The organism is Paucibacter sp. TC2R-5 (assembly GCF_025717605.1).
Taxonomy (GTDB): domain Bacteria; phylum Pseudomonadota; class Gammaproteobacteria; order Burkholderiales; family Burkholderiaceae_C; genus Paucibacter_A; species Paucibacter_A albus.
This window is the reverse complement of sequence record NZ_JAJIRQ010000003.1, coordinates 444635-469038: the sequence shown is the minus strand read 5'-3', so window position 1 is coordinate 469038 and position 24404 is coordinate 444635. Positions and strand designations below refer to the sequence as shown.

At 62.5% G+C, this 24404-nt stretch carries 29 protein-coding genes, 1 other RNA gene and 1 pseudogene; 22 read left to right on the top strand and 9 right to left on the bottom strand.

Translation table 11 applies throughout. The annotated features are described in order from the left end of the window. Positions 1-13 precede the first annotated feature (13 nt). The 8 genes from LNV08_RS09125 (at position 14) to LNV08_RS09090 (ending at position 5964) form a co-directional block, all read left to right on the top strand. Positions 14-715 carry a hypothetical protein gene (locus tag LNV08_RS09125; protein WP_263533374.1) on the top strand — a complete coding sequence of 234 codons (702 nt, stop codon included), beginning with the start codon at positions 14-16 and terminating at the stop codon, positions 713-715. Next, positions 715-1302 (top strand): hypothetical protein, encoded by a 588-nt coding sequence (locus LNV08_RS09120; RefSeq protein WP_263533373.1) that lies wholly within the window; start codon positions 715-717, stop codon positions 1300-1302. Before LNV08_RS09125 ends, LNV08_RS09120 begins: the two co-directional genes overlap by 1 nt. Before the next feature lie 68 nt (positions 1303-1370). Beyond that, positions 1371-1898, top strand: a complete 528-nt coding sequence (locus tag LNV08_RS09115; protein WP_263533372.1) for a hypothetical protein — start codon at positions 1371-1373, stop codon at positions 1896-1898. After that, a complete protein-coding gene (locus tag LNV08_RS09110; protein ID WP_263533371.1) occupies positions 1895-2503 on the top strand; it encodes a hypothetical protein in 609 nt (202 codons plus the stop codon). The genes LNV08_RS09115 and LNV08_RS09110 overlap by 4 nt, the downstream gene beginning before the upstream one ends. Further along, the gene (locus LNV08_RS09105; protein ID WP_263533370.1) at positions 2503-4407 is read left to right on the top strand and encodes a secretin N-terminal domain-containing protein; all 1905 of its coding nucleotides are present in this window, start codon (positions 2503-2505) and stop codon (positions 4405-4407) included. Before LNV08_RS09110 ends, LNV08_RS09105 begins: the two co-directional genes overlap by 1 nt. Before the next feature lie 9 nt (positions 4408-4416). Beyond that, a complete protein-coding gene (locus LNV08_RS09100) occupies positions 4417-4929 on the top strand; it encodes a type II secretion system protein (RefSeq protein WP_263533369.1) in 513 nt (170 codons plus the stop codon). A gap of 1 nt (position 4930) precedes the next feature. After that, a complete protein-coding gene (locus tag LNV08_RS09095; protein WP_263533368.1) occupies positions 4931-5347 on the top strand; it encodes a competence type IV pilus major pilin ComGC in 417 nt (138 codons plus the stop codon). A gap of 11 nt (positions 5348-5358) precedes the next feature. Next, positions 5359-5964, top strand: coding sequence for a type II secretion system protein (locus tag LNV08_RS09090; RefSeq protein ID WP_263533367.1), 606 nt, complete (start codon positions 5359-5361; stop codon positions 5962-5964). A 129-nt stretch (positions 5965-6093) separates the two neighbouring features. Here LNV08_RS09090 and LNV08_RS09085 read toward each other — a convergent pair whose 3' ends face one another. The 4 genes and pseudogenes from LNV08_RS09085 to LNV08_RS09070 form a co-directional block, all read right to left on the bottom strand. After that, positions 6094-6465, bottom strand: coding sequence for a hypothetical protein (locus LNV08_RS09085; RefSeq protein ID WP_263533366.1), 372 nt, complete (start codon positions 6463-6465; stop codon positions 6094-6096). Further along, complete coding sequence (locus LNV08_RS09080; protein WP_263533365.1) at positions 6434-6859, bottom strand: nucleotidyl transferase AbiEii/AbiGii toxin family protein; 426 nt, start codon at positions 6857-6859, stop codon at positions 6434-6436. The genes LNV08_RS09085 and LNV08_RS09080 overlap by 32 nt, the downstream gene beginning before the upstream one ends. A gap of 58 nt (positions 6860-6917) precedes the next feature. Continuing rightward, a pseudogene (locus LNV08_RS09075) lies at positions 6918-7473 on the bottom strand (DUF6088 family protein). Between the two features lie 420 nt (positions 7474-7893). After that, complete coding sequence (locus LNV08_RS09070) at positions 7894-8418, bottom strand: hypothetical protein (RefSeq protein WP_263533363.1); 525 nt, start codon at positions 8416-8418, stop codon at positions 7894-7896. Between LNV08_RS09070 and LNV08_RS09065 the strand changes: the two genes are divergently transcribed. Genes LNV08_RS09065 through LNV08_RS09055 form a run of 3 tightly spaced genes read left to right on the top strand, consistent with a single transcriptional unit; the run spans position 8417 to position 9589 of the window. After that, a complete protein-coding gene (locus LNV08_RS09065) occupies positions 8417-8617 on the top strand; it encodes a heavy-metal-associated domain-containing protein (protein WP_263533362.1) in 201 nt (66 codons plus the stop codon). The two genes, LNV08_RS09070 and LNV08_RS09065, sit on opposite strands and share 2 nt — an antisense overlap. Next, positions 8614-8919: a hypothetical protein gene (locus LNV08_RS09060; RefSeq protein WP_263533361.1), complete on the top strand. Its 306-nt coding sequence runs from the start codon at positions 8614-8616 to the stop codon at positions 8917-8919. The genes LNV08_RS09065 and LNV08_RS09060 overlap by 4 nt, the downstream gene beginning before the upstream one ends. Before the next feature lie 10 nt (positions 8920-8929). Then, positions 8930-9589 carry a SagB/ThcOx family dehydrogenase gene (locus LNV08_RS09055; RefSeq protein WP_263533360.1) on the top strand — a complete coding sequence of 220 codons (660 nt, stop codon included), beginning with the start codon at positions 8930-8932 and terminating at the stop codon, positions 9587-9589. Between the two features lie 247 nt (positions 9590-9836). Here LNV08_RS09055 and LNV08_RS09050 read toward each other — a convergent pair whose 3' ends face one another. Beyond that, positions 9837-10058: a hypothetical protein gene (locus tag LNV08_RS09050; RefSeq protein WP_263533359.1), complete on the bottom strand. Its 222-nt coding sequence runs from the start codon at positions 10056-10058 to the stop codon at positions 9837-9839. A 29-nt stretch (positions 10059-10087) separates the two neighbouring features. Continuing rightward, a complete protein-coding gene (locus tag LNV08_RS09045) occupies positions 10088-10738 on the bottom strand; it encodes a BON domain-containing protein (protein WP_263533358.1) in 651 nt (216 codons plus the stop codon). A gap of 400 nt (positions 10739-11138) precedes the next feature. Here LNV08_RS09045 and LNV08_RS09040 point away from each other — a divergent pair, with 400 nt between their 5' ends. Then, entirely contained in the window at positions 11139-11651 is a 513-nt protein-coding gene (locus LNV08_RS09040; RefSeq protein WP_263533357.1) for a hypothetical protein, read from the top strand. A 27-nt stretch (positions 11652-11678) separates the two neighbouring features. On the opposite strand, the gene LNV08_RS09035 is transcribed toward LNV08_RS09040, so the two are convergent. Continuing rightward, the gene (locus LNV08_RS09035; protein ID WP_263533356.1) at positions 11679-12266 is read right to left on the bottom strand and encodes a hypothetical protein; all 588 of its coding nucleotides are present in this window, start codon (positions 12264-12266) and stop codon (positions 11679-11681) included. Between the two features lie 244 nt (positions 12267-12510). Between LNV08_RS09035 and LNV08_RS09030 the strand changes: the two genes are divergently transcribed. From LNV08_RS09030 to epsA, 6 genes are all read left to right on the top strand, one after another. Further along, on the top strand, positions 12511-13932 hold the full coding sequence (locus LNV08_RS09030) for an efflux transporter outer membrane subunit (protein ID WP_263533355.1): 1422 nt from the start codon (positions 12511-12513) through the stop codon (positions 13930-13932). Continuing rightward, entirely contained in the window at positions 13929-15302 is a 1374-nt protein-coding gene (locus LNV08_RS09025) for an efflux RND transporter periplasmic adaptor subunit (RefSeq protein WP_414858706.1), read from the top strand. The genes LNV08_RS09030 and LNV08_RS09025 overlap by 4 nt, the downstream gene beginning before the upstream one ends. Then, complete coding sequence (locus tag LNV08_RS09020; protein WP_273599356.1) at positions 15299-16048, top strand: ABC transporter ATP-binding protein; 750 nt, start codon at positions 15299-15301, stop codon at positions 16046-16048. The genes LNV08_RS09025 and LNV08_RS09020 overlap by 4 nt, the downstream gene beginning before the upstream one ends. Continuing rightward, a complete protein-coding gene (locus LNV08_RS09015) occupies positions 16048-17262 on the top strand; it encodes an ABC transporter permease (RefSeq protein ID WP_263533354.1) in 1215 nt (404 codons plus the stop codon). The genes LNV08_RS09020 and LNV08_RS09015 overlap by 1 nt, the downstream gene beginning before the upstream one ends. Before the next feature lie 43 nt (positions 17263-17305). Next, the gene (locus tag LNV08_RS09010; protein WP_263533353.1) at positions 17306-18004 is read left to right on the top strand and encodes a VIT family protein; all 699 of its coding nucleotides are present in this window, start codon (positions 17306-17308) and stop codon (positions 18002-18004) included. 276 nt (positions 18005-18280) lie between these two features. Then, positions 18281-19132, top strand: coding sequence for an XrtB/PEP-CTERM-associated transcriptional regulator EpsA (gene epsA / locus LNV08_RS09005; protein ID WP_263533352.1), 852 nt, complete (start codon positions 18281-18283; stop codon positions 19130-19132). A gap of 279 nt (positions 19133-19411) precedes the next feature. On the opposite strand, the gene ffs is transcribed toward epsA, so the two are convergent. Both ffs and LNV08_RS08995 read right to left on the bottom strand, forming a co-directional pair. Next, positions 19412-19508: signal recognition particle sRNA small type (gene ffs / locus LNV08_RS09000), an RNA gene on the bottom strand. A gap of 79 nt (positions 19509-19587) precedes the next feature. After that, on the bottom strand, positions 19588-20715 hold the full coding sequence (locus tag LNV08_RS08995) for an AIR synthase-related protein (RefSeq protein ID WP_263533351.1): 1128 nt from the start codon (positions 20713-20715) through the stop codon (positions 19588-19590). A 120-nt stretch (positions 20716-20835) separates the two neighbouring features. Between LNV08_RS08995 and dnaX the strand changes: the two genes are divergently transcribed. The 4 genes from dnaX to LNV08_RS08975 are packed head-to-tail and all read left to right on the top strand — an operon-like array spanning position 20836 to position 24346. After that, positions 20836-22950 (top strand): DNA polymerase III subunit gamma/tau, encoded by a 2115-nt coding sequence (dnaX, locus tag LNV08_RS08990; protein ID WP_263533350.1) that lies wholly within the window; start codon positions 20836-20838, stop codon positions 22948-22950. Between the two features lie 28 nt (positions 22951-22978). Further along, complete coding sequence (locus tag LNV08_RS08985) at positions 22979-23305, top strand: YbaB/EbfC family nucleoid-associated protein (RefSeq protein ID WP_263533349.1); 327 nt, start codon at positions 22979-22981, stop codon at positions 23303-23305. Between the two features lie 25 nt (positions 23306-23330). Then, positions 23331-23912, top strand: a complete 582-nt coding sequence (gene recR / locus LNV08_RS08980; protein WP_414858705.1) for a recombination mediator RecR — start codon at positions 23331-23333, stop codon at positions 23910-23912. Between the two features lie 38 nt (positions 23913-23950). Next, positions 23951-24346 (top strand): MAPEG family protein, encoded by a 396-nt coding sequence (locus LNV08_RS08975; RefSeq protein WP_263533347.1) that lies wholly within the window; start codon positions 23951-23953, stop codon positions 24344-24346. The last annotated feature ends 58 nt before the right edge of the window (positions 24347-24404 follow it).

Genomic DNA, 24404 nt, shown 5'->3' with positions numbered 1-24404 from the left:
TGTCGCGGCAGAGTTGGACCGGCTGTTGACGGCAGTATCCTGCCAAGGCATGTCCGTGAGGGTGATTCTGGCTGATCACCTGGTGCGCCATTGGATGGTCATGCCGCCTTTAAACGGAGCCCAGATTCTGGACTGTCAGGCGGCTGCCGAGATTAGATTTCAGACGCTGTTTGGGGAGCCGCTGACTGATTGGAAGATGGCCGCCGACTGGCAAGCAAGGACCGCATTTTTGAGCTCGGCCTTGCCCAATGCGTTGCTGAACGCCTTGCAGGCGGTGGGTGCCCAACATGGCTTGCTGATGCTGGCAATAGTCCCCGAATTTGTGGCCCGCTTCAACCGTGCTGCTTCAGCGTTAGTTGCAGGAAATTGGTTTGGCGTTTTGCATCAGGATTTGCTGACCTTGGCCGTCGTGGAGAAAGGCCGTTTGTTTGATTTGCGCAGCATTCACGTGCCAGCGCTGGCCTTGACCGAGCGGGATTGGTTGCGTTTGAGCGTTGAGCGAGAGGCCACTCGTCTAATGCGGCCTATGCCTGATGGTGTCGAACTCTGCGGCAAGGTCCCGACTGCCTGGTTGCAAGCGGCGACCGAGCCGGGCTCGTGGGCTTGTGTCCAACTGGCGCAGGTAGAGCTGCCGGAACCTGAACTTGAGCCGAAACAGTTGGCCGGTAGTTTGGAGGCGCCGGATTTGTATCAACTCGCGGCGGCAGGATTGTGATGGCACAGCAAATTGACATCAACTTCGCGCCAACATCCCTGGCCAGGTCCTTGCGTGGCAGTGCTTGGCCGATTTGGGCTTTGGCATTGAGCGGCCTGCTCTTGTGTCTGAGTGCGGTTTTCTACTGGCAGGGCTTGCAGTCAAAGCGGGCTTTGCTGCGGGGCGAAATTGCTTCACTGGAGGGGCAACTGGAAGCGCGGCTAGGCCGCGTCATCGCCGCACCTCGGGAGCCATTGACGCAGACACAGGTGCTGGCCATGAACGCCATTACCGCGCAACTCAATTTGCCGTGGAGCGAGACGCTCAACGCAATGGAGGCCGCAGCGGGGCAGGGCAGTCAAGGCGGCAAGGGCAGCAAGACCGGAGCTATCGCCTTGCTGGAGCTTGATCCTGATCCAAAGAACAAGTTGATCAAGGGCTTGGCGGAAGCGCGTGACAGCCAGGCCATGCTCGGCTATATCGAGCGTCTGAAGCGGCAAGCAGCATTTGCTGGTGCGCGTCTGCTCAAGCATGAATACACCGAGCAGGATGCCAGTACCGTCATACGGTTCGAGTTTGAAGTGATTTGGCCGGGGCGCGCGCCATGAGGAATTTTGACGGTTCGGCGCTGGGTCTGCGATTGCAGATTGTGTTGCGGCGTTGGGGAATTTTGCCTGTGCTGGCCCTGCTGGTCCTCTTGCTCGGAGTTGGAGCTTGGGCGCGCTTGCTGGCTCGCCCGGACAGCGTCAGCGCCAGCTTGGAGGCGCTGCTACTCCAACGAAAGGCGGAGCTACGCACAGCGCGTGCCAGCGTTTCTGAAGTGCCTGCGCAGCCTGCCTCTCATGAAACCTATGCGCTGGCTCTGGGAGATAGCGCCCAAGTGGAGCACTACGTCAATGTACTATTTGAGATGGCCGAGCGCAGCGAGATCCAGTTGGATACCGGTGAATACAAGTGGCAGGCCGAGCGTGGCATTGGGGTGGATCGTTACTCAGTTCGTCTGCCGATCAAGGGCAGCTATGTGCATATTCGGGAATTTTGTGAACGGGCCTTGATCGCGCTGCCATTCGCCTCGATCGACCAGTTGAGCTTGAAGCGCGAAACGGCGGCAGACGAGAACGTCGGCGCTACCTTGCAACTGACGCTTTTCCTTCGTTCGCCAGATGTGCGGCCGGCATCCGGCTTAGAAGGAAATCGCTCATGAAGCCGCGTCATCTGCTGATGTCGACGGGCCTGTTGCTCACCGGCGGGTTACTGATGTTCGGCGATCACGATGTGGCCGCAGACCTTGCCCAGCCGATGGCACGAGAAAAGCCAGCCCTGGGGCCAACGCAGGCTATGCCCGCCCCAACTTTGTCTGCCGAGCCAGACCGTGTAGCCGACAAAGCCGGGGCAGTGAATCCGGCAAGTGGCGACCGAGGCGACAAGGCTGACGCCGCTCGCGATCCCCTGCTGGTCTTGTTGGACCGTGCCGCAATGCTTGACGCTACGCACGCCGGGCGACGGTCCGAGCAGATGTTCTCCGCTCATTCATGGGCGCCGCCGGCACCTGTCAAGCCAGTCGCGGTGGCCGCCACTGCCCCGGCAGTTCCGCGAGCGCCGCCCCTGCCGTTTAGCTACATAGGCAAGCAGTCGAATGGGGGGGCGGTTGAAATCTTCTTGGCCCAGGGCGAAAAGACCCTCGTCGTGCACGAAGGCAGCCTGATCGATGGCGCCTACCGTGTCGACGCAATCGGGCCGGTTGAAGTGCTCTTCACCTATCTGCCATTGAATCAAATCCAACAGCTCGCCATTCGAGGCACCGACTGATGTCCATTTTTGCTATCTCCCCATCCGCCCGCCCAGCTGTTGTAGTTCGTCATATCGGTCGCAGATTCGCTGGCTCCTTGCTGGCCCTGCTCGCCGCCGGCTTGCTCGGCGCATGTGCAGCCAATCTGAATTACCGGGAGGCCAAGTCCCTGCAGGCAGACAACCGTGCCGATGCCGCTCTGGGAAAATTTCAAGAGGCCCAGACGCTGGATCCCGAGAATCTTGAATACCGCAACGCCTATCTGCTGGCGCGCCAAAAAGTGCTGGCGACTCACCTGCAACAGGGCAGCCAAGCCCAAGCGGCGCGTCAGCGCAGTGAAGCTGAGCTTCACTACAAACGCGTGCTGGAGATTGATCCGGCCAACGCGCAGGCACTCAGCGGCATGCAAACCATGGAACGTGACGCGCGCCATGAGCGGATACTGAGTCAGGCCGCACATGACATGGAGGAGCGCAAGCTTGACCGCGCGCGTGATACGGTGAGAAGCGTGCTGGAAGAAAATCCGCGTAATGACAAGGCCCGCGAACTGTTGGGGGCGATCACGGCAAAAGAAGAGGCCAAGCAGGCCCAAACCAGCTTGGCTTTGGCCAAGCTGAAGCCACTCAGCATCGATTTCAAAGATGCAACCATCAAGCAGGTTTTCGATGTCATTGCCCGCAGCTCGGGGCTCAACATCCTGTTCGACAAAGACGTCAAGCTTGACCAGCGGGCTTCGATTTCGCTGACCAATAGTTCGGTAGAGGCGGCGATCCACTATGTGCTTCTGACGGGGCAGCTTGAGCAGCAGGCGCTGGATGCGAACACGATCCTGGTATTTCCCAATAACGCTGGCAAATTGAAGGACTATCAGGAGTTGGTCGTCAAGACCTTTGTGCTGGCCAATGCCAACGCAAAATTCGTCGGCGAATTGATCAAGACCATGGTCAAGTCGCGCGACGTGGTGATTGACGAAAAGCTCAATATGGTGATTCTGCGCGACAGCCCGGATGCGGTTCGACTGGCAGAGAAGTTGGTTGCGCTGCAGGATGTGCCAGAGCCGGAAGTGATGCTGGAAGTGGAAATTCTGGAGGTGGCGCGTGACCGCTTGACCGAGCTCGGAGTGGCCTGGCCCTCCAGCTTGACGCTGACTCCTTTGGCAGGGGGCTACGGCCCGCTGACGCTCGCAGACCTGCGTGGTTTGAGCAAAGAGACAGTAGGGGCGACCATTGACCCGCTGAAAATCAACGCACGCAAGGTCGATGGTGATACGAATTTGCTAGCGAACCCGCGGATCCGCGTGCTCAATCGCGAGAAGGCCAAGATTGTGATCGGCGAGAAGGTTCCGTCGATCACCACCTCGGTGATCGCCACCGGCATTGTGAGTGAGTCCGCCACTTACCTGGATGTGGGCCTGACCTTGAATCTCGAGCCTTTCATCTATGTCGACAACGATGTGACGATCAAGATGACTTTGGAAGTCAGCAACATCATTGGCTACCAGACCAGCAAGCAGGGCACAACCACGTACAACATTGGCACGCGTTCCGTGAACACGATGCTGAGGCTAAAAGACGGTGAGAACCAAGTGCTGGCCGGGCTGATCAACGATGTGGACCGACGCACGGCGAACAAAGTGCCTGGCCTGGGTGATTTGCCCTTGGCTGGCCGCTTGTTCGGTAGCGGCCTGAACGACGGCAAGAAGACCGAGATCGTGTTCTCCATCACGCCCCGTTTGATCCGCAATATCCAGCGACCCGTGGGCGAAGTGGCCGAGTTCAGCAGTGGCACAGAGGGCAGTTTGCGGCGTCGGCCGACCCTTACGGTGGTGCCGCCAGCCGCGAGCCCAGCGCCGATTGTTCCGGACAAAGATCCGGCGGCGGTCGGCAAGACTTCCGGCGTCGCATCAGGCGCCTCTGCGCAATAGGTCGGTGGAATGATCCGGCGCCCCATCAAGTTCGCGACTGAAAGAAGCCTGCGCGGCAGTGCGGGCTTCTCCCTGGTCGAACTATTGATCACGCTTGCCATCATGGGCATTCTTGCCGGCATGCTGACGCCGGTCAGTCAACTGATCATCCAGCGCAGCCATGAACAGGAATTGACTCGCTCCCTGATCGACATTCGTCGCGCCCTGGATGACTATCGGCGAGCTGTGGACGAGGGGCGAATCGCCAAACCGGCCGGTGGCTCCTCCTACCCGCCTTCGCTCGAGGTGCTGGTAGCCGGCGTGCCGGATCTTCGTGACGCCAAGCACCGCAAGATCTATTTTCTGCGTCGTGTGCCACGCGATCCAATGCAGACGAACACCGCCGTCTCGCCGATCGACAGCTGGGGCAAGCGCAGCTACGACAGCGACGCCGCACAGCCGCGCGAGGGGGGCGACGTGTTTGATGTCTATTCGCTATCGAACAAGGTCGGCTTGAACGGCGCGCCTTACTGGAAATGGTGACATGAAAAATCCACTTAGGTTTGACGTTAGATCCAGTCGACGGCGTGCAGCGTTCCTGGGTTTCACCCTGATTGAACTATTGGTGGTGCTGGCCATCATTGCTTCGCTGCTGACCTTGGCCATGCCGCGCTATTTCAAGAGTCTGGACAAGGCGAGCGAAACCGTGCTGGCGGAAAACCTGCGTGTGACACGCGAAGTCATCGATCACTACTATGGCGACACCGGGCAATATCCTGATTCACTGGAGCAGTTGGTGGAGAAGCAATACCTGCGTGCCCTGCCGATTGATCCTGTCACCGAGAGCTCCCAGACCTGGATCCTTGTTGCGCCGGCTCCTGGTGTCCGCGGCCGGGTGTACAACATCCGCAGCGGTGCGCCGGGCAGCGCCAACAACGGCCGGCGCTTTGCCGATATGTGATGCATGCGTTGATGGCAAGGAAGCGCGCCGCTGAAGGTTTTAGTTACCTCGGCGTGCTGATCCTGGTGGCGGTATTCGGCCTCGTGGGCGCTGCAAGTGTGAAGCTGGCCGCCGCCCAGCATAGGCGCGTAGCTGAGCAAGCCTTGCTCGAAACCGGTGCGGCCTTCAGCCAAGCGCTGGCCAGCTATGCCCGTGCCACGCCGGCAGGGCAGGCAGACGCGCCGCCCTCGCTGCAGGACTTGCTGCGTGATCCGCGCTTTCCAGGTACGGTGCGGCATCTTCGCAAGATCTTTGTCGATCCTATGACGGGTGGCAATGACTGGGGGCTTGAACGGGATTCGGATGACGGCGCCATCATTGCTGTGTTTAGCCTGTCCTGCGGCAAACCGCTCAAGATTGCCGGCTTTGACGGCCGCTTCCCGGATTTCAATGGCAAAACTTTCTACCGCGAATGGAAGTTCAAGCGCCCGATCGAGTCGGGAGTTACGGCAGGAGGCCTCCGTAAAGGCTTGATCGACCCCCGCGCACTGCAGCAGAATGCTGACTCCAGCGAAGGTCGAAATGACCTTGGCAAGGTCAGGTCGGCGTTGCCACCATGCGGCGAAAAACAAGGTTAGGCCCAACAGTCGTCTTCATGGCATCAGCTGCCAAGGAAAAAGCCGCTGTGGGCACTTGCACAGTGCCCCGTTATGAATAGTTCGACGCTAGAACCGGACGAATGGCCAGTGTCTATTCGGGCGGGGCTTTCAAGCGTCGGGTCGATTTGAGTTGATCTTTTGTTGCAGAGTTCTGCAACGAACCATTAAGTACTCGAAAGACTCTGCGTCGTCGAGCAATAGGCCGTCATCAACCATCAGATGGTAGTCTGCGGCTAGCTTCGACATCGCGTCTGCCCCGGGCACGAGTTGAATGCCGCCGGAAACCGCCGCGTGGTAGTTGACCATATCGCCAGTCGCGGCCTTTTCGGCAAAGAAAACACTCTTGTGATTGGCAACGGCCTGTGCCAAGGATAGGTCGGCGATGGCGGCATCCGCGAAGCCGGCGGCGTCTAATCGGGTCAGGTCATGCCAATGATGAGCGAAGCGCTCACCTCCGCGAAATTCGCGCCGGCAAGCCATGTTGCTCCAAGGCTTGTTGGAGGCGCGGCGTGATCTCCTTGCTGACCCAGTCCGACAGCCTTGCTCGGATTTCCTTGCTCCATTTCTTTTCCTGGCTTTTGGTGGCCGGCAGCGGCGTGTGCGCATCGCCGGTCAGGTCACCAGCGATGCTGCGTATGTTGTAGGTTAGGTCCACATCTTCCAAGAAGCGACGAATGACGCCGTAGGCCTTGGACAAGGATGTGCCGCCATTGAAAACCAGGTGCTCGGCATACGGCCCGGCGTAAAGCTCCCGCAAGGACCAGGCAACCCAGATGTCCTTTTCAAGTAGATGGGGCGGGCGCCCTGACGCGTTGGCGGCCAGGTCAAGCGCGTCGCGCCGATCAGCGTCAGAGAGTTGGAAGAAATCAGTCATTCAGTCAGGCGCTTGGGCTGCTTGCGTGCGGCAGCAGGGCGCTGACCTCCTGGGCCATCTAGGTTGGCAAGCGAGCCCTGGTCGAGGCGACTTCATTCAGTTCAACGGGGAGGAGGCGCGCGCAGGGTCGAGATCGCCATGCCAGCCTTTTCTGGCCCGAGCCAGGCCAAGGCGCGAATTACATCGCCAGCGGCTTGCCAGGGCAAGATCTGCTGCCACGCCGGAGCATGCCGAAGTTCGATCACCTGGGCGCCCAACTTCAGACTGCGGCTGCGTCCCGATGTGAGATAGATCGCCCGCATTGGCACCTGTGTCGTCAACCCCAATGCATTGGCAGCGCCGGCGCCATGCGACACGATGGTCTCGCCGCGTTGAAGCGCCATCCCTTCAACCATCTTGGCGGAAGAGGGCGCGCGCGCGTCAAACCGGTTCACCACGGGCAGGGCGTAAACGCCCCGACCAGCACGCAGCAAAGCCGCTCGCTTGACCAACCTCGACAGCGCTTGATCCACCGCTGCGCGTTCGCTCAGGTGCAATAGCCCCTTGGCGACCAACGGTGCTCCTTCTGGCAACTGGGCTGCGTATTCAAGAATCTGATGGGCGAGGGTTGGCATGGTCTTGATGAAATAGTGTCAGAATTTTTCAATATTTTCTGACAGTCTGTGTGGTTAAAAATTGTTCCAGAAGTCTTAGGGAAAGAGGGCGCACAGACCCATGCAGCCCGCGTCAAGCATCTGCGCCGACCCGGCCCAGGATTTGCAAGTTGCTGTGCTCCCTGGATCGACTAGGTCGGCGTGGCCTGAAGCAACTCGAACAGTGTTTCCAAAGCGGCTCGTTTTTCTGGGAGATAGTCATGGTCGTCGTAGTGCCGGGCTTGAACGCCTGACAAACCATGGGACTGCAATTGGCCTCGAATGTCTTTGCTGACTTGTTTCGACGCAAGGGCCGTTCCCACGCCGGACCTGACACGCTTGAGTTGGAATCCATCGATGCCGGTTGCGAGTTCTTGCGACCAATTGCTTCGTGTCATGGCGCTAACCGGCGTTTTGCCTTTTTTTGTTCGACGGCACGAACTCACCGTCTGGCTTCAATTCGGATATCGCGGCCTTGATCTGGGGCGTCATCGGAAGTGTGTGGCGCCGAGGTCCTTGGCCGGGGCGACCCTTGTTGTCATAGATCGTGAAGCTGGCCTCAGAGACATCTCTCTTCTTGAGCTTGGAAATTTGGTCAACCCGCTGCCCGCCCGACCATAAATGCAGTCGAAGCGCAGCACCTTTGATCCCTGGCGCAGTCTTGATCAGATTCCAATAGGCCCGCAGTTCCGGAATGTTCAGCGGATTCTTGTCCGCCTTGTCGTGCTTGGCGTCCCGTTTGGTCAAAGCCGCGGGATTGCTGGTGATCTGAAAAGTTTTGAAGACCGGTGGAATCGAGGCGAGCGAGTTGACGTCAAGGGCGCTCTTGGGTGCGGCAACGAACAGAAGGCACGCGCTCGAACGCGCAAGATCAGTGCATGAATTCGAACATCCCGCCCTCCCAAACCGCAAGGATCTGCCCATCATGATCGCCTTTCAAGTCAGTGATATGAGCTGTGCTCGCTGCGCCGGTGCCATCACCAAGGCGCTTAAAGAAACCGATCACGGCGCGCTGGTGCGGGTGGATATGGCCACCTTCACGGTCGAGATTGAACCTAGCCGCGCCAGCGCCCGGGAGTTAAGCGACGCAATCAAGCGGGCCGGCTATTCGCCGGTGGCGGCATGAAGACCTTTGCGGTGTCCAAGGTCGGCTTGGACGCGGGCGGGCGCATCACCTCCGTGCTCTGGGGGCAGGTGGATACCGAGCGGAATGTCTGGGCTGCGCCCGAGGTTGAGGCACCTGTGCTCGCGGCGGTCGAGGCCCTCAGCGCGGGCGACCGTGTGTTCGCGTTGTTCCCTTCATTGCACGGTCATGTCCCGGAGCGTCAGTTCGTGGTGGCAGACTATGACGGCGGGCGGGCGACCATTGTGATGGATGGCCCCGCAACCCACGAACGCGAGGTTCACGATATGGACCGGCTTGGCTGAGCAGCAAGATATGAACACCCTTACCAAACTCGCCTTGGGCCTGATGGGAAAGCTCAAGCCCTTGCCACCAATAGGCGATGCAGTCGCGCGGCAGGCCTTGCCGCCGCCCTCGCTCACCGGCGGCATGCCGCTGATTGCGGCGCTCGCGAGCCGGCAATCGCGGCGCGAGTTCGCGCCCGAGCCCTTGCCCGAGCAGCAGTTGTCCGATTTGCTGTGGGCGGCGGCCGGCATCAACCGCCATGTTGACGGTGGCCGCACCACACCCAGCGCGATGAACTCGCAGGAAGTGCTGCTCTATGTGGCGATGCCGCAAGGCTTGTTTCTTTACGAGCCGCACGAGCATCAGCTCAGCTTGGTCGTGGCCAGCGATGTGCGCCGGGTCACCGGCCAGCAGGACTTTGTGGACAGCGCGCCGCTGGATCTGGTTTTTGTGGCCGACCACTCGCGCATGAAGCTGGTGCCGGCGGCGCAGCGCGAGGCCTATGCCTTCGCGGCAGCCGGTGCGATGGCGCAAAACGTCTATCTGTTTTGCGCCTCGGAGGGCTTGGCCACCGTGATACGCGCCTGGTTTGACCGCACGGCTTTGTCGCAGGCCATGGGTTTGCATGCCGATCAGCAGTTGCTGCTGTCGCAGACGGTGGGGGCGATCAAACCGGGAGAGGCGGCGTGACGAGCGCTCAATACCCGCACTCCGCTCCGGCAGCGCCGAGCCAGGCGACCAGGGAAATCTCCTCTACTCGCGGCTAGCACAGGCCGTTCGAACGCGGCCTGTGCTCAGCAGCTTCTAGGGCCTACTTGACGCCTGCGGAGATGTGGTGGCACAGGGTCTGAACCATGGTGACCAGATCCATCCTTGGCACGAAAATTCGTTCGCCGAGCCGCTCGCGCGGCAGGCCTGAAGTCGCAACGCTGCTGGCTCAGTCCAACAGCACCAGATGGCCATGATCTTGGGCGGCTTCGATGTCTTCGATCGGCAAAGCCACGGAACTCTGCCCCCGCGTGCCCCAGATGATGTCGATGGAGCGCCCGCCCAGGCTTTCCACCAAGCAGGGGCCGATGGGAATGTTCTGCTTTCTACCTCTGCCGGCCGTATAAGAAACGGGGCCGGTGATGCGCGCGCGATGTGTCGTGATGTTCATGCCCAGTACCTCGTCCGTGGTCTGCTCGCCTAGACGAGGTTCATTTTGTCGACGACATTGCGCACGCCGGCGCTGCTCCAGGCGGAGCGCGTGGCGAGGTCTCGTTCGGCCCAGCTGTGCACGGTGCCGGTCAGGGTCACATCGGCGCCTTTGACCTCGACGGCAATGGTCTTGGCATCCGCCATGGCGCGGCGCTTGAGCGCGGCCTCGATGTCCGATTTGACGACCGTGGCCGATAGCGAGGGCTTGATGGCGATCTGGTTGCTGACCCCAATCACACCCAACAGGTAGCGCACGCTGTCGGCAGCGTCCTGACGCTGGAATTGCCACTCCACATCGCCGGACAAGGTCAGCCAGCCACCTTCGACCAGCACCTTGACCGCGTCGGTCGGCAGCGAGCTCGTCCAGCTCAAGATATTGCGGGCCGAGCCGGCGATGTCGGCATCGGTGCGCTTGCCGAGCTGTGACAGTTTGATCGTCATGTCTACCGCCAGCGCCTTGACGCCTTGCACGCGTTGCGCGGCACGTTCGGCATTGAGCTTCTCGGTGTAGCTGCTGACCTCTCCGGCCAGCGTCACTACGCCGTCTTTGACTTCGACGCCGATCTGCGCTGCATGCACAGAAGGCTCCCACTTCAGTTCGGCCATCACGTCTTGCTGCAGTTGTGAATCAGTTTTCATCTTGCTTCATCCAGGTCGTTAAGGAAGCTTCAGCATGCGCGCGCCAACAGGGCCTTTCTGTGCGACAGCGCACGCTGAACGAATTTGAAGTTAGGGGGGCATGGCAGGCTTGTTCGGACCATGTGCGCTGTCGCACAGTCGAAGGAGCAGGCTCTGATTACGCTGCAGTTTCCAAAGCTGTTCGCCTCAACCTTTGATTGGAGTTCTTGATGAACAAAAAGTACCAAAGCCCCTGGCTCTCACCTGTGCCCGGGCGCCCTGCGAATCTGCTGCAATCAAAGGCCTCCAGCAAGCCGCAGTCAGGGCAGAGCGGGCCGGCTGCCCTGACCCAACCGAGCGAACCGAACGAGGTTTTGGGCCGGCACAAGAACACCGGTCAAAAAGACCACAAGGGCGCACGATGAGCCGCGCCAGCGTCAGCGCGTTCTTGCCGGCCTCCGCAGGCCCGCAGGCCGCCGATCTCGAAGTGCCCAGCGGGCGCGGTTTCATCGCCTTGCTCGAGGCTTTCCGCGCAACCGGCGGCACGGCGCCGGCTGAGATCGTGGCGCGCTTGCTGGAGGAACATCAGCCTGGCCCGGCCACCAGCCTGGCCCAACGGATCTACACCGGCCAGGTCTTTGGTTTTGAATGGCGCGCCAGTCTGTGGATCCCGATGTTCCAGTTCGAAGCGAATGACCTGGCCTTGAATGCGGCGGCACAAGCCGTGCGCGCCGAGCTGCCGACGGTTTGGTCAGGCTGGGCCTTGGCGGCTTGGTTTGCGGCCGCTAACGCGCAACTTGAAGGACACAGCCCCGTCGATATGCTGAGGTCGGATCTGGACGCTGTGCTGCAGGTGGCGCGGGCTCAGGAAACTGCCGATGAATTTGTGCCCTATCACGCGCGCCGTGCAGTAGGTCTTGGTCAGCATGCGTGATTGCAAGTCACGGATTCGGCCAAGTACTTACTTGAGTTTACCCAGCGCCACCCGGTATTCCTCCAGCTTGGCCTCGTAGGCGTCCGCCTCGCCGTAGTCCAGGAAACGGTTGTAGCGCGAGTGCGTGCCGAGGATCTTGTGGGCGTGTTTGATCGGGCAGAAATACTGTTCCGTGCGCGCCAGGATCTCGGCCATATAGCCCATCAAGCCATTGCCATATTCGCAATAGGTGCAGTGGAATTTCTCGATGAAATTCAGGTAGCCCAACTGGTGGCGGTCAAACACCAGGTAGTCGCTGCGGCGCACCTTGCTGATGCCGTAGATGGGAAAGCAGGCCCATTGGTAGAAGCTGACGCAGGCATCGAGCAGCAGCAGCGGGATCACCATGCCGTAGATCAGCGGCCCGGTGATCAGGTTTTGTGGCCGGTTCGTCACCAGCCAGCGGAAGAAATTGGTCTTGAGCTTGCGATGCGCTTGCCGGACCGAACGCTCAAACTCGACGCGCTTGCCTTTGATCTGGAAGAACATCCGGCTTTCCTGATCATGGACGGCGCTGTGCAGCTCCGCTTCGAGTTCGGCCATCTGGGCCAGGATTTGCTTGATTCGATCATTCATCGCTCAGCATAAGCCTGTGCAGCCCGCTTCGCCGCGATATCTGCTGCTCATGTGCGCAAGGGTCTGCCTTGTCGCCGCTGTCGCGTGTGCGCTGTCGAACAGACGCCGCCGCCGAAAACCCTTAAAAACGGCTCATCGAACCGCCACCGGCTGTTAACGGTGGTGGCATCACCAGAGGTCTTGAATCATGCCAAGCACAAACAGCAAGTTAGCTCGCCTCGCTTTCGCGTCGCTTGCCTGAGCAATGGCGAGGCGACTTATCTCGATCGGCCTGCTGGGCGCACTCGTGGCTTGCGCGGCCTTGCCTCCCATTGATGAAGGCGCGGCGGCCAAGCTTGCGACCCCGCTAGCCTGGTCAGGGGCCTATGCGCCTGGCCCGGGCGAGTCAAGGGTCAGCACGGCTTCGCTGGTGGCTTGGTGGCAGCGTTTTGACGATGCGCAGCTGGAACTGCTGGTCGGTCAGGCGATGCTGGCCAATACCAGCGTGCAAGTGGCCCGCGCTTCGCTGCGTCAGGCGCAGGCCTTGCGAGATGTGGCCGCCGCAGCCCTGTGGCCCCAACTTGACGGCTCCGCTTCGGCGCAGCGCGGCACGCTGGGCGGCCATAGCAGCGGCAATAGGTTTCAACTCGGCGGCGATGCCAGCTGGCAGATCGATCTGTTCGGCGCCCGCCGCGCCGGCGTGGACGCAAGCGAAGCGCTTGTTGGAGCGAGTCAGTCCAGCCTGGGCGATATGCAGGTGCAGATCGCTGCGGAAGTCGCGCTGAACTACATCTTGCTGCGCACGACCCAGGTGCGCAGCGTGATCGCTGGCGAGAATCTCGCCAGCCAAGAGGAGACGCTGCGGATCACGCTGTGGCGCCAGCAAGCGGGCTTGGTCACCGCGCTGGAGGCCGAGCAGGCGCGCGCCGCCGTCGAGCAGAACCGGGCGCTGCTGCCCCTGCTCCAGACCAGTGCTGTGCAAACCCAGCATGCTTTGGCGGTCTTGACGGGCCAAGCACCCGCTGCGCTGCCAGCGCTCGTGGACGCCCGGCTGGCGCCCACCGTGCCGCAGGCGCGCGAGGGTCTGAGCTTGAACGTCCCGGCCGAGACCTTGCGTCAACGCGCCGATGTGCGTGCCGCCGAATTTCAGGTGGCGGCCGCGCTGGCGCGCGAGGGCCAGGCGCAGGCGCTGCGTTTGCCCAGCTTTGCCATCGGTGGTTCGCTGGGCTTGAGTGCGGTCTCAGTCGGCGCGCTCGGCAACAGCAGCGCGGTGCTCGGCAGTCTCTTGGCCAGCGTGAGCTTGCCGATCTTTGATGGCGGTGCTTTGAATGCCCAGGTGCGGGTACAGCAGGCGGCCCTGACTCAGGCGCAACATCAATATCGCGCCGCTGTGCTCAGCGCGTTGCAGCAGGTGGAAGATGCCCTGGAGGCCTTGCGTGGCGACCGGCAGCGGCTTGACAGCCTGCGCTTGGCCGCCGACGCGGCCAACAATGCCGCCCTGCTGGCGCGCCAGCGCTACGGCAGCGGCCTGATCGATTTTCAAACCGTGCTGGAAACCCAGCGCACGCTATTTGCAACTCAGGACGGCGTGGCTCGTGCCAGCGCCGATGTCGGCAGTGATCAGGTGCGCTTGTTCACGGCCTTAGGGGGCGGTTGGTCGCCCACAGCGGGAACCCAGAACAGATGAACGCAGCCAGCCCAGCGGTGGATCCGCCGACCGCAGCGACGATCCCGCCCGTGTCGACCGCCGTGCCCGGCGCCGACATGAACACGCTGCTGGGTGAGCCGGCTGCGCTGCCCTGGTACCGCCGCCGCTGGCTGTGGATCGCCGTTGGGGCCGCGCTGCTGGCGGCGGCAGGCCTGGGCTGGTGGCTGATGGGGCGCGCTGCCAAGGCCGCGCCCAGCTACAGCACCGCGCCGGTCACGCGCGGAGACCTCACGCTCAGCGTGACCGCCAATGGCACGGTGCAACCAACGCGCTCCATCAATATCGGCAGCGAGCTGTCCGGTACGGTGTTGAAGGTCAATGTCGATGTCAATGACCGTATCAAAAAGGGCCAGGTGCTGGTGGTGCTGGACACCGCCAAGCTGCGCGGCCAGATCCAGCGCTCACAAGCGACCCTGGCGGCCGCGCACTCCCGCCTCGAACAGACCGGTGCAACCGTCGCCGAAGCCCGCGCCGCGCTGGGGCGCCTGGAAGAAGTGGCGCGGCTGTCCGGTGGCAAGGTGCCGTCCAAGGCCGAACTCGACAGCGGCAGCGCCACGCTGGCCCGCGCCATCGCCGACCAGGGCAGCGCGAAGGCCGGCATCAGCGATGCCTTGGCCGCCTTGTCCACCGACCAGATCAATCTCTCCAAAGCTTCGATTGCCGCGCCGGCCGACGGTGTGGTGCTGACCCGCGCGGTCGAGCCGGGCAATGCAGTGGCGGCCTCGCTGCAGGCCGTGACCCTGTTCGTCGTGGCCGAAGACCTGGCCCGGCTGCGCCTGTGGGTCTATGTGGACGAGGCCGATGTGGGCGCGGTCAAGGTCGGCCAAACAGCGGTGTTCACGGTCAGCGCCTACCCGAGCCGGCCGTTTCCGGCGCGCATCACGCGGGTCGGTTTTGGCTCGACCATCACCGACAACGTCGTCACCTACCTGACTTACCTCGATGTGGACAACGCCGACCTGAGCCTACGCCCGGGCATGACGGCCACGGCCACCATCGTCGCCACCCAGCGCAAAGATGTGCTGCTGGTGCCCAATGCGGCTTTGCGTTATGCGCCCAGCACGGCAGCCGCCGTCGCGAAGAAGGGCATTGCGTCCGGCATTGCCTTCGGCCCGCCCAAGACCGAGAGCCGGCGCCGGGGCGCGGCTGATGGCGCCAGCACGGCAGCGGCGCGCCAGGTCTGGGTCTTGCCGCTTGATGCCGAAGGCGTGGCCATCAGCGGCGGCGCGCCCAAGGCCGTGGCCGTGGTGCCCGGCATCAGCGACGGCCACATGACCGAGATTGTTGGCGGCGAGCTGAAGGTCGGCATGCGGGTCATCACCGCGCAGCAGACGGCGAGCGCCAAGTGAACGAGCACTTGAGCGAGCAATTGATCCAATTGCGCGGCGTCAGCAAACGCTATGGCAGCGGTGCGGCCGAGCTGTTGGCGCTGAAGGGCATAGACCTGGACATCGCGGCCGGCGAGTTTGTCGCCATCATGGGGCCGAGTGGCTCGGGCAAGTCCACCGCCATGAACATCCTGGGCTGCCTGGATACGCCCAGCAGCGGCCAGTATTTGTTCAAGGGCGCGCATGTCGAAGCGCTGTCGCGCGACCAGCGCGCGCGGCTGCGCCGGCGCTATCTGGGCTTTGTGTTTCAGGGCTTCAACCTGCTGGCGCGCACCTCGGCGCAAGAGAATGTCGAGCTGCCGCTGCTGTACCGGGGTGACAGCGCGGCCGCGCGCCGCAGCGCGGCCGCCAAGGCCTTGGCCGATGTGGGGCTGGCGGGCTGGGAGCAGCACACGCCGGGCGAGCTGTCGGGCGGCCAGCAGCAGCGCGTGGCGATCGCGCGCGCCATCGTTACCCAGCCCGCTGTGGTGTTGGCCGACGAGCCCACCGGCAATTTGGACACGCAGCGCAGCCACGAAATCATGGGCTTGCTGATGGCGCTGAACCGAGATCACGGCATCACCGTATTGATGGTGACGCATGAGCCCGATATGGCGGCCTACGCGCGGCGCATGGTGACGTTTGTCGATGGCCGCATCGCCAAAGATGTGCTCAATCCGAACCCGACGACCGCCGCGCCGGCTCTGAGCGCCGTGGAGACCGTCTGATGCTGTTCAGCGTCTTCATGCTTGCTTTGCGCTCGGTGCGGCGCAATGTGCTGCGCTCGTTTCTGACCGTGCTGGGCATCGTCATCGGCGTCAGCGCCGTCATCACCATGGTGACCCTGGGCAATGGCGCCACCCAGGCGATCGAGCAGAAGATCACCAGCCTGGGCACCAATTTGCTGATGGTCAGCCCGGGCCAGCGCATAGGCGGTGGCGGCGGTGGTGGTGGCGTGCCGCAGTTTGTCGAAGCCGATGGCGAGGCGATCTCAGCCCAGATCGGCGGCGTGGCGGCCGTCGCGCCGCAGGGCCGCTCCAGCGCCACCGTGGTGGCGAATGGGCGCAACTGGGCCACTACCGTCGTCGGCAGCAGCAACGCCTGGTTCGAGACCGGCAATTGGCAGCTCGCCAGTGGGCGGCTGTTTGCGCCCGATGAGCAGTTGTCGGGCGCGGCCGTGTGCATCATCGGCGAGACGGTGCGGCGCGAACTCTGGGGCGCCACGGTCGGCCAAACAGGGCTGGGTCAGCAGTTGCGCGTGAAGAACTTTTCCTGCGAGGTCGTCGGCATCCTGGTCCCCAAGGGGCAAGGCGGCATGGGTGACCAGGACGACACCGTGCTCTTGCCACTGCATACGCTGCAGCGCCGCGTCACCGGCAGCCGCAAGGTCGGCGTCTTGCTGGTGTCCATGCAAGACGGCAGCGACAGCGCGCCGCTCAAAGCCAGCTTGCGCCAACTGCTGCGGGAGCGTCGCCACCTGGCGGACAGCGACGACGACAACTTCAATATCTTCGACACCCAGCAACTCGCCGAGACCCTGTCCAGCACCATGGGCGTGCTGACCAGCTTGCTCGGTGCGGTGGCGGCGGTCAGCCTGCTGGTGGGCGGCATTGGCATCATGAACATCATGCTGGTCAGCGTCACCGAACGCACGCGCGAGATTGGCCTGCGCCTGGCCGTGGGCGCGCTGGAAAGTGAGGTGCTGCTGCAGTTCCTGATCGAGGCGGTGGTGCTGTCGGCGCTGGGCGGGCTGATCGGCGTCATCATCGCCACGGCGGCGTCCTATGTGCTGTCGGGCGTGATGGGCGTGCCCTATACCTTTGATCCCGCCATCAATCTGCTCTCGCTGCTGTTCTCGGCCGCCATCGGCGTGGTGTTTGGCTACTTTCCAGCGCGCCGTGCGGCGCGCATGGATCCTATCGAAGCGCTGCGGCACGAATAGTCCCGGCAATGTCCTAACTACTTATATTTACGGAGGCCGAGCAATGCGCCGTCATACTGAAAATCACCGCAGCGAGCGCATTGGCTGGCTGCGCGCCGCCGTGCTGGGCGCCAATGACGGCATCGTCTCGACCGCCAGTCTGGTACTCGGTGTGGCCGCGGCCGGTGCCGAGCCTCGCTTGATTTTGCTGACCAGTGTGTCGGGGCTGATCGCCGGCGCGATGTCGATGGCGGCGGGCGAATTCGTCTCTGTTCATTCGCAGCAAGATACCGAGCATGCTGATCTGGCGCGCGAGCGCGCCGAGTTGGAGCAAGACCCCGCCGCTGAGCTGCGCGAATTGACGGGCATTTATGTGGGCCGTGGTCTGGACAAGGACTTGGCCGAACAGGTCGCCAAACAGTTGACGGCCCGAGACGCGCTGGGCGCGCATGCCCGCGACGAGTTGGGCCTGTCCGACACGACTGCCGCGCGTCCGACTCAGGCCGCGCTGGCCTCGGCGGCCAGCTTCGCGGTCGGTGCGGCTCTGCCGATCGCAGTCGTCGCCACGGCCTCGTCGGCGTCGTTGATTGTCTGGGTATCGGCCTCTTCGCTGGTTTTTCTGGCGGGTTTGGGCGCTGTCTCGGCCCATGCCGGTGGTGCGCCGATCTGGAGCGGCACTTGGCGGGTCGCGTTCTGGGGGGCTGTGGCCATGGCAGTCACCGCAGGAGCAGGGGCCTTGTTTGGTGTGGTGGCTGGTGCTTGAACCCTGAAAGCCGGCATCAAATGAGCCTGCAATAAGGCAATCAGGCGGGCTCGCGTTGCAGCCTGTGCTACTGCTGCCGGCTCATCCTGAAGGCCTAGGACGCTTGCGGCCCGCAGCTGCGGGCCGGCTAAACCAGACTCGAAATGATCCGAACGGCTCATATCCATTTGTATTTTTAAACACCCGGTCATCTGGCCTCACTAAAGTCCACCCGCAGCCAAGTGCTGTTGGTCCAACGTTCTTTCTATCCCCCGTCGCGCCTATGTCAACTTCACCATGCACAACTCTGAAATGAACGACGCTGTGCTGCTGAGCAACAGCCATATTGAAGCCATTGTGCGTGCGGCCGAGCAGTCTTTGGACGTGCGGCGCCGCTACCAGTTTTTCGTCTGGACGCAAAGCAATCTGCAACTGCTGATCCCGCACCAGGTCGCCATCTGTGGCGCCTACCAGCGTGCGCAGCGGGAGCTGGTGTTCGATGCCTTCAACAACGTCACGATCGCCGACGAAGTGTTGCTGAGCCTGACCGCGCCGCGCTGTGTGCTGATGCAGCAGTTGCAAGGTCTGTGGCTGGAAGCGCGTTGCAAGCCGGTTCGAGTGACGGTCGAGCAGTTGGAGGGTCAGGCCTTGCAGCCTCAGCTGGCAGGTTTGCGCGCGGCCGGCATCCTCGAATTGCTGGTGCACGGCGTGTCGCGCCCGCAGCGGCCCAGCGAGATAGAGAGCTTCTTTGTATTTGCACTGCAAAACGCCAAGCTAACGCCGCAGCACAGCAGCTATCTGGAGCTGATGATGCCGCATATTCACGCCACTTGGCAGCGCGTGCAAGTGGTCGAACGCGAGGTCAATACCGCGCCGCAGCCAACCCCCGTCAACGGTGCACGCCAGTCCGGCATCACCGAGCGCGAACGGCAGATTCTGTCCTGGCTGCGTGAGGGCATGAGCAATCAGCAGGTCGGCCAGGTCTTGGGCATCAGCGCGCTGACGGTCAAAAACCATGTGCAAAAAATCCTGCGCAAGCTCAACGCCGCCAACCGCGCGCAGGCGGTTGCGCGGGCCATGTCGATGAATTTGCTGGACCGCGCGCCCGTGGAACAGGTCAAAACTGCCATGCCAGCAGAGGTTTTCTAAATCGGCGGGTCTGAGCTGCTTTGCATATTGCACATTGGGGCAGCAGCATGCCCGTTAGCCGATCGCTTTTTCTTCAGGTCAACGGGTTCTTGGCAGATGGAGGCAATCAAGAGAAGGTGCGATCCATCCTGCTCGCTGGTGGGCTTGTTCAGCGCAGAGGCCTACATACATAGAGATGTTGGTCCGGGCAGGCGATGACGATTGACCTGAAAGACTGGCCGGCCAGAAAGCAAAAAACCTGCTCGTTGGCAGGTTTAATGGCTTGGATCTTATGGGGTGGTTGACGAGCCTTACCCCGGCACTGGTCACAACGGTTGGGGCTGCTTCGTTCCCGACCTGACCCGGTTGGCCGCGCTTCCATGCGAGGAGGCCCGTCAGAGGGGATTGTAAACGATGCCTTGCCTGGGCTTTGGCTCGCTGTTGGGAATCCGCTCCAAAAAGGCTTGAACAGCCTCTCAGCGCAGCTGCAAATCGTCGTCGCTAAAGCGTATGTTCAGCGGTTCGATCAGCAACTGTTTCGGGCCTTCTTCCAGCTGGCCGGCAATGATGGCGTCGATGCCGCAGGCCTTGGCCACTTCGACCGTGCGAGCCGCATCCTCGGCCTTCACAAAGATCGCAAAACCCGCGCCCATATTGAGCGTGGAATAGGCTTCGCGGTCGTCTTGCTTGGCTTGCTCTTGCATGAAGCGCAGCACCGGCGTGACGGGCGGTACGCTGTGAATACGGTAAGTGAACTGAGCCTGATGGCGCAGCAGCTTGCGCCAGCCATGGCCGGTGATGTTGGCGCAGTAATGCGGCAGGATGCCGGCCTTGAACAGCGCCTCGGTGACCGGCGAGTACAGCGTGGTGGGCGCGAGCAGCGCGTCGCCATAAGTCAGGCCGGGGGCAATCTCGGTCAGATAGCCTTGCGGCAGGCGCTCGACCAACTTGCGCGCCAGGCTCAGGCCATTGGCATGGATGCCGCTGGAGGCCAGCAAGACGATGACGTCACCGGCGCCGAGCTTGTCGCCCACCGACAGCCGTTCTTTCGGGTTGATCAAGCCGGTGCAAGACGCGGCGAGGTCGATACGACCGGCTTCGACGATGCCGGCCAGAGCCGGGGTCTCACCACCGCCCCAGGCGACCTGGCAGGTGTCGCAGGCGCGTTTCCAGCCTTCGACCAGGCTTTGTGCGCGTTGCTTGTCGCCGAACCAGTCCGAGCCGCCGGCGGCCCAGTAGGCTTGCACGACCAGCGGCGTGGCGCCGACGGTGATCAGGTCGTTGACGGCCATCGCAATGGTGTCTTGCGCGATGCTGTCGTAATAGCTTTTGCCTGTCAACTCGCGCATTTCGTCTGCGACCAGGGTCTTGGTGCCCAGGCATTCGACGATGGAGGCGATGTAGAACGGGCCAACGTCGACCACATAGGCCGATTCGCCGCGCGAGGCCAGCACTTCGGTGAAGCCGTGCGCCCCGAGGTGAGCGCCGGTGGCGGCGGCTGCGCGCTGGGCGCTGATCTTCAAAGGATCGATCAAGTCGTAGTTGACACCGGCTTGGCTGTAGCTGAGGGTGTCGGCGGAGGAGGGGGCTTCGTGCGTGCTCATGGGGCGGGATTATCGGTCACTCTGTGCGTGTCGCGGCGCGCCTGCCGCTGATTGTTTCCGCTGGGTCGCTAGACCCAGCTCGCCCGGGGACTTGTTGAGAGGCCCGTAGAATCCACGCCCATGAGCTACCAGGTCCTCGCCCGCAAATATCGCCCCCACAGTTTTGAAGAGCTGGTGGGTCAGGAGCATGTGGTGCAGGCCTTGGCCAATGCCTTGACGCAGCAGCGCCTGCACCATGCCTATTTGTTCACCGGCACACGCGGTGTCGGCAAGACCACGGTCTCGCGCATCCTGGCCAAGAGCCTGAACTGCACCGGTGCCGATGGGCAGGGCGGCATCACGGCCACACCTTGCGGAGTCTGCGATGCCTGCCGTGATATCGATGCGGGCCGCTTTGTCGACTACATCGAACTCGATGCGGCCTCGAACCGGGGTGTCGAGGAGATTTCGCAGCTGCTGGATCAGTCGGTTTACAAGCCGGTGATGGGTCGCTTCAAGGTCTATATGATCGACGAAGTCCATATGCTCTCGAATACCGCCTTCAACGCGATGTTGAAGACGCTGGAGGAGCCGCCTGACTATTTGAAGTTTGTGCTGGCCACCACCGACCCGCAAAAAGTGCCGGTCACCGTTTTGTCGCGTTGTTTGCAGTTCAACTTGCGCCCGATGGCACCGCAAACCGTGCTGAGCCATCTGCGCCAAGTCTTGCAGGCCGAAAACGTGCCGGCCGACGCGGGTGCCCTGCGGCTTTTGAGCCGCTCGGCACGTGGTTCGATGCGCGACGCGCTGTCCTTGGCCGACCAGGCCATTGCCTTCGGTGCGGGCAGTCTGGTCGAAGAGGGTGTGCGGCAGATGCTGGGCAGCGTGGACCGCGGCCATGTGATCGCGATCCTGGATGCTCTGATCGCGGCCAATGGTGTCGATGTGGTGGCACAGGCCGATGGTTTGCGCAGCCTGGGGCTTTCGGCTGCCGGCACACTGGAGGATTTGGCCGGCTTGCTGCAGCAAATGGCAGTGGCGCAAGCCGCGCCGGGCGCCCTGGATGAGCAAGACCCGGACACCGCTGAAGCCGAGCGTTTGGCCGCGCTGCTGCCGGCCGATGAGATACAGCTGATGTACAGCATGGCGCTGCATGGCCGCCAAGAGCTGGCCCTGGCGCCAGACGAGTACGCGGGGCTGTTGATGGTCTTGTTGCGGATGCTGAGCTTTCGGCCTGTAGGCACCAGCGGCGCACAGCCCAGCAGGCCCAAGCCGCAGGCGGCGCCGTCCAGCGCGCCTTTGCTGCGGCCGCAAGCGGCGCAAGCTACGGTGCGGGCGCCGCTACCTCCTCAAGCCGCCCATTCAATCGCACATTCACCCGCCCTTGCGCCGAAAGTGGTCGTTGAACAGCCGCCGGTAGCGACGCCAGTGCCCAGCCCAAAGTCGCCTGATGATGCCGTAGCCGAGGTCGGCCAGGCGGCCGAGCCTGCAGCGCCGAGCGTGCATGTGGTACCTGTCGTCGCGCCTGTGGTGGCCTCGGCGGCAGCCCCTGCGGCTGCCCCTTTTACGGCCCCCTTTACTGCACCTGCGGTCAAGCCGGCCCTGCTGGCGCGTGAACCTGCGGCCGGCGGCCACAGTGCACGGCTGCGCCCCCGGGCCGTCGAGGCCAAATCCGCTCCCGCTGCTGTTGCGTCGCCCGAGGCGAGCGACGAAATGCCGCCCTGGATGGATGCTCCACCCGCCGACGATGAAGGCGGCGGCGCAGAAGAATCGTTTTACGAAGCGGCGGACGTTGGCGACGGCGAAGCGTCGTCGCAGGGTCAGGCTTATGCCTCCACTGCCGGTGCCGATGTGGCGCTGCACCCAACACCGCTTGGCGAGCGCTGGGCCGAACAAATTCGCCCCATGGGATTGCTGGCCTTGACGCGTGAATTGGCCGTCAGGTCGGAGTGTGTCGCTGTGGAAGAGCAGGGCGAAACCTTGTTGTGGCGCTTGCGGGTGGAGCGCGAATCCCTGCGCCAACCGGCGCTCAAGGACAAGTTGCAGGCGGCGCTTGCGGCATTTTTGCAGCGCCCGGTGCTGATTGAATTGGAGGCCGGCGTGGCGCATGATTCGCCCGCGCTGCGTGATGCCGCGCAAGTGCAAGCGCGCCAGCGGGCGGTCGAGCAGATCGTGGTTCAAGACCCATTGGCACAGCAGTTGCTGGCCCAGTTCAAAACAGCGCGCATCGTGCCGGGCTCGATCCGGTCGCATTGAATTTTTTGGAAAAAAGAGGAGTACGAAGATGATGAAGGGTCAACTCGCAGGTCTGATGAAACAAGCTCAGGCGATGCAAGACAATATGAAGAAAGCGCAGGACGAACTGGCGCAGGTCGAGGTCGAGGGTCAGTCGGGCGCGGGCTTGGTGAAGGTCGTGATGACCTGTAAGAACGACGTTAAACGCGTCACCATCGACCCCAGCCTGCTGGCGGACGACAAAGACATGTTGGAAGATCTGGTCGCTGCGGCCTTCAATGATGCGGTGCGCCGCGCCGAAGAAGTCAGCGCGCAGAAAATGGGCAAGCTGACCGCTGGCATGCCGATGCCGCCCGGCATGAAGTTCCCGTTTTGAACTTCATTTGATGATGCGCTGATTGGTGACTGCACTCGAAACCCTGATCGAGGCGCTCAAGCGCCTGCCCGGCGTGGGCCAGAAATCTGCTCAGCGCATGGCTTATCACCTCTTGCAGCATGACCGGGACGGTGCCGCGCGCCTGTCCCTGGCGCTGCGTGCGGCGGCCGAGCAAATCGGGCATTGCCGGCGCTGCCATACCTTCAGCGAAACCGAGATTTGCAGCATCTGTGCCGACGTCAGCCGCGACCCGGCGCTGCTTTGCGTGGTGGAGTCGCCGGCCGATCAGGCGGCCCTTGAGCGCACCAACTCTTACCGTGGTTATTACTTTGTGCTGCTGGGGCGGGTCAGCCCCTTGGACGGCGTAGGCACGGCGCAAATCGGGGCGGCGGAGTTGCTCTTGCGTGCGGCCGAAACCGGGGTGGCGGAAGTGATCCTCGCTTGCAGCTTTACGGCCGAGGGCGAGGCAACGGCCCATGTCTTGGGCGAAGCGCTGCGCTCGCGCGGCATCCGTGCCACCCGCTTGGCGCGTGGCGTGCCGGTCGGCAGCGAATTGGAGTATGTTGATTTGGGCACGATTGCCCATGCCTTGGTCGACCGGCGCTGACGCGCTGGCCGCCTGCCTCACCCACTTAGAGGATTTTCATGACGATTGCCAACTATTGCATCTTGCTGGCCTGCGCCTTGCCGATTGTCTGCGCCGGTCTGGCCAAGTCGGGCAGCTTCGGGCGGCCGCGTCGTGAGGGTGGCTATGACAACCACGACCCGCGCGCTTGGGCGGCCCAACTGACGGGCCGCAAGGCGCGCGCCAACGCCGCCCAGGCGAACAGTTTTGAGGCTTTGCCGCTGTTCATCGCGGGTGTTTTGGTGGCGCAGCAGATGAGCGCGCCACAAGGCCTGGTGGACGCGCTGGCGCTGGGCTTTATTGCCGCCCGCGTGGCCTATATTGCGGCCTATCTGGCCGACCTGGCCAGCCTGCGCTCGGGCATCTGGGCGGTCAGCGTGATCTGCAGCGTGGCGCTGTTTTTCAGCGCCAATTAGGCGTTCAAACCAATTAGGCGCTCAAGAAACCGCGCCACCTCGGCGCCAAGCCCGGCTC